Annotated in this window: 9 protein-coding genes; 3 read left to right on the top strand and 6 right to left on the bottom strand. The window is 35.1% G+C overall.

Features of this window, described 5'->3' with window-relative positions; genetic code table 11:
* Both AC1DJR_RS11590 and AC1DJR_RS11585 read right to left on the bottom strand, forming a co-directional pair.
* The coding region (locus AC1DJR_RS11590) for an FtsX-like permease family protein (protein ID WP_477002657.1) at positions 1-768 on the bottom strand (768 nt) is incomplete at its 3' end.
* Positions 755-1525 (bottom strand): ABC transporter ATP-binding protein, encoded by a 771-nt coding sequence (locus AC1DJR_RS11585; protein WP_042875889.1) that lies wholly within the window; start codon positions 1523-1525, stop codon positions 755-757. The genes AC1DJR_RS11590 and AC1DJR_RS11585, both read right to left, overlap by 14 nt.
* 305 nt (positions 1526-1830) lie before the next feature.
* Here AC1DJR_RS11585 and AC1DJR_RS11580 point away from each other — a divergent pair, with 305 nt between their 5' ends.
* The gene (locus AC1DJR_RS11580) at positions 1831-2703 is read left to right on the top strand and encodes an AraC family transcriptional regulator (RefSeq protein WP_429686568.1); all 873 of its coding nucleotides are present in this window, start codon (positions 1831-1833) and stop codon (positions 2701-2703) included.
* Between the two features lie 218 nt (positions 2704-2921).
* Here AC1DJR_RS11580 and AC1DJR_RS11575 read toward each other — a convergent pair whose 3' ends face one another.
* From AC1DJR_RS11575 to AC1DJR_RS11560, 4 genes are all read right to left on the bottom strand, one after another.
* Positions 2922-4496, bottom strand: a complete 1575-nt coding sequence (locus AC1DJR_RS11575; protein WP_429686566.1) for a putative ABC transporter permease subunit — start codon at positions 4494-4496, stop codon at positions 2922-2924.
* Positions 4486-5202 carry an ABC transporter ATP-binding protein gene (locus tag AC1DJR_RS11570; RefSeq protein WP_429686565.1) on the bottom strand — a complete coding sequence of 239 codons (717 nt, stop codon included), beginning with the start codon at positions 5200-5202 and terminating at the stop codon, positions 4486-4488. The genes AC1DJR_RS11575 and AC1DJR_RS11570 overlap by 11 nt, the downstream gene beginning before the upstream one ends.
* A gap of 160 nt (positions 5203-5362) precedes the next feature.
* Positions 5363-5998, bottom strand: coding sequence for an SdpI family protein (locus AC1DJR_RS11565; RefSeq protein ID WP_477002656.1), 636 nt, complete (start codon positions 5996-5998; stop codon positions 5363-5365).
* Positions 5995-6267, bottom strand: a complete 273-nt coding sequence (locus AC1DJR_RS11560) for an autorepressor SdpR family transcription factor (protein ID WP_002089211.1) — start codon at positions 6265-6267, stop codon at positions 5995-5997. Before AC1DJR_RS11560 ends, AC1DJR_RS11565 begins: the two co-directional genes overlap by 4 nt.
* Positions 6268-6644: 377 nt before the next feature.
* On the opposite strand from AC1DJR_RS11560, the gene AC1DJR_RS11555 reads away from it, so the two are divergent.
* Positions 6645-7340 (top strand): response regulator transcription factor, encoded by a 696-nt coding sequence (locus AC1DJR_RS11555; protein ID WP_429686564.1) that lies wholly within the window; start codon positions 6645-6647, stop codon positions 7338-7340.
* A gap of 2 nt (positions 7341-7342) precedes the next feature.
* A partial coding sequence (locus AC1DJR_RS11550; protein WP_477002655.1) for a sensor histidine kinase occupies positions 7343-8020 on the top strand: 678 nt, incomplete at its 3' end.

Below are 8020 nucleotides of genomic sequence, written 5' to 3'. Positions count from 1 at the left end.
CTTCAATACAAATACTGTGAAGAACATAAACAATAAATAAGTTCCTGCTACTGTCGCTAATAAAATGTATAATGCAACGACCATAAAGTCTGCATACATAACTGCTTTCATATACATTAACGCTAAGAAATAACCTGAACCGATTAAGAAAACTGAAATTAATGCCATAATAACTGATCCTTTTGGCATTGTTTCTCCTTCACGTTCTGCTCGGAAAAGTTCAATTAGCTTAAAGCGATAAATTAAACGATATCCTTGAAGTGATGTATACAAAATAATTACAAAGAAAATAATTGCTGTATCAATAACTGCAGCCATCGGTACTTCAAAATGAACGTTTAAGTTTATTCCCATCATATTTATTAGTAGTTCAAGGAATAGTTTTGAAAGAACGCTACCGATCGCAATACCGATTACTAATGACATTAATCCCATTAACATATTTTCATAAAAGAGCATTTTACCAATCTGTCTTTTACGAATACCTAATAAGGAATATAGTCCAACTTCTTTTTTACGCTTTCGCGTAAAGAAACCGTTCGAATATATAATGAACACCGCTACGAAAATAATTAGCATGACACTTGAAACTTGGAACGCTCCGCTAATTTTTTTAGAAGCTTCCGCTGCTTTTTCCATTTGTGAATTGTACTGCAACGCCTTAAATGTAAAATAAATGACGATGCTAAATATCATAGATGCAAAATATACAAAGTAGTCTTTAAAATTCCGCTGTATGTTGCGGAGGGCAATGCTAGATAAGGTCATCAGCCATACCTCCAGAAATGGAAGACATYACATCAACGACCTTTTGGAAGAACTGTTTACGTGTTAATTCACCGCGGTGCAATTCTTTATATARYTCACCATCTTTAATGAAAATAACTCGTTTACAATAACTCGCCGCGAACGCATCATGCGTTACCATTAAAATTGTAGAATTATCATACTCATTTAACGACTTCATACTTTCTAGTAAATCTGTTGCCGATTTTGAATCAAGTGCTCCTGTTGGCTCGTCTCCGAAAATCATACTAGGATTTGTAACGATCGCACGCGATGCCGCGCACCGCTGCTTCTGTCCACCAGACACTTGATATGGGAACTGGCTTAAAATATGATCAATACCGAATTTCTTCGAGATTTCAAGAACACGGCGATCAATTTCACTTGCCTTCACCTTTGATAACGCAAGTGGTAAAGCAATATTCTCTTTCACCGTTAACGTATCTAATAAGTTATAATCTTGGAAAATGAACCCTAAATGATCACGGCGGAATAACGCTAGCTTATCATCGTTCATCTTCACGATGTCTTTTCCATCAATTAAAATCTCACCGTTCGTCGCATTATCAATTGTAGAAAGAACATTTAAAAGAGTCGTCTTACCCGAACCAGAAGGTCCCATAATTCCAACGAACTCACCTTCTTTTACTTGTAAGTTAATACCTTTTAAAGCTGCAAATTTATTACCACCTGTGTCATACACTTTTTCAATATTTTTTGCTTCTAACACTGTTTTCATCTCGACATCCCTCATTTCTTCTATTCTCTATTTTCAACTATATACACTCTCTACTCTTGCCACTATCGATGTTTCTTACACAAACATGACAGTTACGTAAGGCACATAAGCAAAGGAATCAGAATTTAATCTAATGAACTAAAGTACTTTGTTACTATAACATTGGGATATCATGCCATCCATTCATTCTCCTTACAGGAACATTACAATTTTGTAAGGTTAAAAATGCCCCCACAAAGTTGTGCATGAAATGTCGGATGGAGCTATTTCGTTCCTGATATTCTATATACAAAGGAGGTCATATAATGGATTCACTTAAAAATATGAATGCGGCAATGCAGTATATTGAAGACAACCTTACACACGAAATTGATTTTAAAGAAGTCGCAAAAATAGCTTTCTGCTCCGAATATCATTTCAAAAGAATGTTTTCTTTTCTAGCTGGCATATCACTATCAGAATATATTCGCTGTAGACGTCTTACCCTTGCTGCCTTTGAACTAAAAGATAGCAATGCAAAAGTCATTGATGTCGCTATAAAATATGGATACAACTCACCAGATTCATTTACACGTGCATTTCAAAATTTGCACGGAATAACGCCTTCAGAAGCTCGAAGTACAATTCGTTCTTTGAAGGCTTATTCACCAATGATCTTCCAACTATCCATTCAAGGAGGAAATGAAATGAACTATCGAATTGAAGAAAAAGAGCCATTTCAAATCATTGGCATACAAAAACGAGTACCGATTGTTTTTAACGGTGTAAACAAAGAAATTGCTTCTATGTGGAAAAGTTTAACCCCACAGTCCATTCAAACATTAAAGATGCTTTCAAATGTGAACCCAAATGGAATCATTAGTGCCTCTACTAACTTTTCTGAAGGAAGAATGGAAGAAAAAGGCGAACTCGATCACTATATTGGAGTAGCCACAACGAAAGATTGCCCAGAGCAATTTGCGCAACTTGAAGTCGCTGCTTCAACATGGGCTATATTTGAAGCTGTCGGTCCATTTCCTGATGCATTACAAAATGTRTGGGGRCGTATTTATTCCGAATGGTTCCCTTCTTCRAACTATGAAYTAGCRGAAGGACCGGAAATATTGTGGAATGAAAGTAAAGAGATATCCTCGCCGAATTTTAGAAGCGAGATATGGGTACCTGTTTTGAAAAAGTAATATAAAGGTCTAAACTGTTTCAAAATAAAGAAGCTGCTCTTCCTCTTTAAAGGAAAAGCAGCTTTTTATTTTATCCCGCATTAACGGGCAGTAARACTCCCACCTCAAAATTCRGSTGRAGCAAAGAAGKTAGGTGGGAGATCAACTGCCCGTAAACGCCCGATTGGTGMRGGCTAATAATCAGTGGTGGATGAACAAAACCCCCACTGATTAAAGTTTCACTTTATACTTCTTCTCGACTCGTTCTTATACAAGAAAATAGTAATAATCGTAAGCACTATAACAACTCCAAAAGTAAATACTCTGTAGTTCGAGATAGTAGCAGTACCGATTAACAAGGCAGGTATAACAGCCATAATTAAGCCACCGAACATACCGACAAACGATCCTATACTTTGTTTTACTACTTGAGTTTCTGATACCCAATCATAATAACCAAATCGATTATTAATAAAAATCCCCCATACTGCCGAAAATAATGCATATGTTATCGGTGTTATTACGATGAAAAGAGAACTCCAAACATCTAGTTTTAACCCTATTATCAGTAATACAGCACTAATAAGTGCTGCAGGTATACTTAATGAAAGATTCATAAGAATTTTACTGTCATAAATCATCTTTGGCGCTATAGGCAACGACTTAATAATCCATACATTTTTTCCTTCTAAAGACAATGACACACATGTTGTACACGTCATCGAAATCGCTGCTGAAATAGCAAATGGAGCAATCTTTTGCAACAGAGGCTCAATTCCAGGATACGCTATTAATTGACTTGGCCCTACTACAACTATAGCTAGTGCGAAAGCTAGCGCCATCACAACTCCCATTCCGCTATTTACCACATACACTGTAGAAGAAAAGAAACGCTTCAGTTCTTTTTTATACAATGCGGCCAATACACTTTCTTTTCTCATGCTATGAATCTCATAATTTGAAAGCATATGATAAGTGGTAATCTCTGTATTTATTTGCTTATATTTTAACGAAAGGATTTTTACAAAAAGATAATACCAAATAACCGATATCCCAACAAACAGGATGAAAGCTACAATATCAGCATGAACAATTGCTTTTTGAAACATGTTAGCTAATGGATACACTTTAGTTAGTTGCTCTGAAATAATTGCACCTATTCCGTTCATATCATTAAGACTATATTGAGCATTTCCGCTTTTTAGCATAAAGAAACCGAATGTAATAATTACTATAAAACTTAAAATCGTAGTTATTTTATTCGTATTTTTAAATTTAGAAGCGATTGCCGTAATAGCAGCTCCAAAAATCGCTGCTATTGTTGTTGGAATTAAAGATGCTATAAACATACTGATGAACCACATAAAGTAAAAAGAAACTGATGGCCTCTCATGTATGCCATAAACAACTCCCATTGGTAGCATGATTATGATTGAAAAGATCGTATTCAGCAAATATAAATACAAAAACCTACTTGTAATAACCGTACTTACACGAATCGGTAATGACATTAAAAGATCGTAATCCTTAAAAGCAAAAATCTCTCCATTTGCCTTAAATATAGTGAAAAACAACGTCAATACACTGCTAATAACTAGTGCATAAACTGGGATAATTTCACTTATTCCCAAGTTCACCAATCCATATGCCGAGGCCCCACAATATAGCATTAACATGACACCAACTAAGGCAATAGATGCTGACAGTAAAATCTTATTCTGCTTCTTCTTTTTATCTTTTTCGTATTGAAAAGTATTTAAACCAAGCTGCGTTATCAAGCGGATTTTTAAAAGACCTAGACTACTAATATTCATTAGCAAGCTCCTTCATAAAGAGCTCTTCCAATGATCCTTCCTTTATTAAAGAACTCACTTCCCCTGAAAGTGCTAATTTCCCTCTATTAATCATCGCTATTTTATTACATAACTTCTCCGCCACATCTAAAACATGCGTAGAAAAGAAAATCGCACTTCCCTTTTCACAAAGCTCCTTCATAATACCTTTCAACACTACAGCAGCCTTTGGATCAAGACCAACGAAAGGTTCATCTAAAACTAATAATTTCGGTTTATGCAAAACCGCTGATATAATCGCCACTTTTTGTTTCATACCATGTGAATAAGAAGATATTAAATCACCTAGGTACGGTGTAATCTCAAAAGCATCCCCATACTTCTGTATCTGTTCTTCCCGATCCTTCGCAGACACCTTAAACACATCCGCAACAAAGTTTAAATATTGAACTCCTGTTAATTGCTCATATAAATCTGGATTATCGGGAATATACGCCATTACTCTCTTACATGCAATCGGATCCTTTTTTACTGAATGTCCATCAACAAAAATTTCACCCTCTTCAAAATCTATAACTCCTACTAACGACTTAATTGTTGTACTTTTCCCCGCACCGTTATGTCCAATAAATCCAAAGATATCTCCTGCTTGAACAGTAATATTTAAATGATCTACTGCTTTTTTGCCACCTTTGTATGTCTTGCTAAAATTTATAATTTCTAACATGTGATTTCCCCCAAACTATATTTTTAACTGAATTTTCAGACCTAAAAGTGAAAAATTTACTCAGCGAGCTTTTTCGTTATCCCCACTGAGTATTAAAATTTCTTAACACATAGAAACTATAAATATAAAATTTGACTAGTACAGTTCAATCCCTTATTGCTCACAATTGCATTTCTTTTTTATATAAAACGTAAGAATATAAATTTGTTATGAGGACAGCAACTACTATAATCCCTAGCATCATATAAGATCTCCAATCAGCTGGAGCGAAAACACTTATAATCATAATGAGTCCTAAAGCTACAAATACTTTTCCACTAAATCGATGTGTTTTCCGCCATACTTCTTCATTACTTAACGTCCAAGGATTACGCATCCCAACGAAAAAGTTAGGCTTACACTGCGGTAAATAATTACCCATCACTAAAAATAAAACACCAACTAATAATTCTGGAACTCGATTAATGAATAAATTATATCCTAGTCCACTTGTAATAATATCTATATTTCCTACAAATAGTAGCAATAGTATCCCGTTATTCATCATCATAAAAGCTTTAGAAAATTTCTCGTAATTTGCTTTCCTTGGATCAATCTYTGGTATCACATTTAGAAATACATATAACGCAATCATAATTCCAACCATAGAAATCATTCCATATAATTTAGAAGAATAACCATCTACCTTACCACCACTCCAATGTGTCGCGATTGTATCCGGCAAATGTGGCCAAGCAAACGCCCAAGCTATACAAGTTATAAGAATTAATATAATTGCAAAAAGATGCTTTTTCATTTCCCCTCTTCCCCCTTATTCGTAAACGTAAACACCCAAGTCAATAAATCTTGAAATACAGTTGTGTTTAAAGAGTACATAACGAATTGTCCTCTTTTTTCATCTTGGATAAGTTCAGCATTTTTAAGTGCATTTAAATGATGAGAAATACTTGGCTTTGTCATGTTGAACTGTTCAGCAATTTCCCCAGCTGTTAAATCGCCTTCTTTTAATAAATCTAAAATTTTTCGCCTTGTTGGGTCTGCTAATGCCTTGAATGCTTGATTCAATGTCTTTCTTCCTTCCGATAATTAGACATTTAGATATTTATCTAAATATTAAATTAAAAACCAGTAATTGTCAATTATATCCGTAGCCTTTTTACTTTTTCCACTTTTGACCTATACTGTTTACTATATAAATAAGCCACAGCTATGCTAAACAAACAGGAAAACCTATTCATTTGATTTCTTTGTTTTTACGCACGGGGCAAAAAAGGCTCTGACCGCTCCTATGCATGGCTGGATCCTCTCTCCCCTAAAAAGACAGGTTCTATGTCGTTTTTAAAATCTTTATATTTATATAGCTCTCATTTCAACATAATGAAAAGACTTGAAACACATGATACACTATAGCTACAATTGTTTTTTTTAGGAGGAATATACATATGTACAAAATCTTAATCGTTGAAGACGATCCAAATATTTCATCATTACTGCAATCTCACATTCAAAAGTACGGTTACGACGCTGTTGTTACTGARAACTTYGATGATATTATGGAATCRTTTAACGCWGTGAAACCACATCTTGTTTTACTTGATGTAAACTTACCRAAATTCGATGGWTTCTACTGGTGCCGTCAGATTCGCCATGAATCTACTTGTCCAATTATTTTCATTTCAGCGCGTGCAGGTGAAATGGAGCAAATTATGGCGATTGAAAGCGGTGCGGACGATTATATTACGAAACCGTTCCACTACGACGTTGTAATGGCAAAAATTAAAGGTCAATTACGCCGTATTTACGGTGATTATGCACCAAATATTTCTGAGCGTATCGTTGAAGTAGAAGGGCTTAAATTATTCCCTGAGCGTCCAGAAATTCATTTCGGCGCTGAGCAAGTTCTTTTAACGAAGAAAGAGGCAATTTTAGCAGAAATGCTATTATCTAAATTCCCACGTACAGCGAGTCGTGAAGATTTACTAGCAGCTCTTTGGGACGACGAAAGCTTCGTTGAGGAAAATACATTAAACGTAAACATTACGCGTCTTCGTAAAAAGTTCAATGAGCTTGGTATTGAAAATGCTATTGAAACAGTACGTGGACTTGGGTATCGTTTTAACACAACTTGGAGTGAATAAGCATGAAGCTATTTTTACGTGATCATTTTGCATTTTTTCTACTATATGTATTAAACTTCGGAATCATTTTCGTTCTCTATGATGCAGTAGATGGATTTCAAAATAATAAGTTTTACTTCATCGTTTTAAGTTTGTACTTATTCATCTGCTTCCTCGCTTATCGTTACGTTCGTAACCGTAGAATGTATCACAGATTAAGTGAACCACCAGAGAAAMTGGAAGACGCGTTTATTGAAAGAGCGACCGCTCCTATGCCTCACGGTGTAAACGAGCTCGTTCGTACGCAATATCGTCTATTCCAAAAAGACCTACAAACATTTGAAGTAAAACAGCAAGAACACCAATTATTTATTAACCATTGGGTACATCAAATGAAAACACCCGTTTCTATCATGCAACTTATGGTGCTAGAAATGGAAGATGAACATTTAATCCCGAAATTCAAAAAAGAGTTAGAGCGACTAAATCAAGGACTCGATATGGCTTTATACATGGCAAGGTTGAATAATTTCCATGAAGATTTCCATGTTGAGACGATTTCATTAAAAGATGCTGTAACAAAAAATATTAACGGATTGAAAGAATTATTCATTCGAAACGGGGTCTTCCCTGTTTTAGAAGTTCATTCAGATTTAAAAGTTGCTTCTGATGCGAAATGGCTAAAGTTCATCATTTATCAG

It is taken from the genome of Bacillus sp. 05T31 (assembly GCF_056396725.1).
Note: the sequence above shows the minus strand (reverse complement) of the source record. Positions and strands in the feature narration are given on the sequence as shown.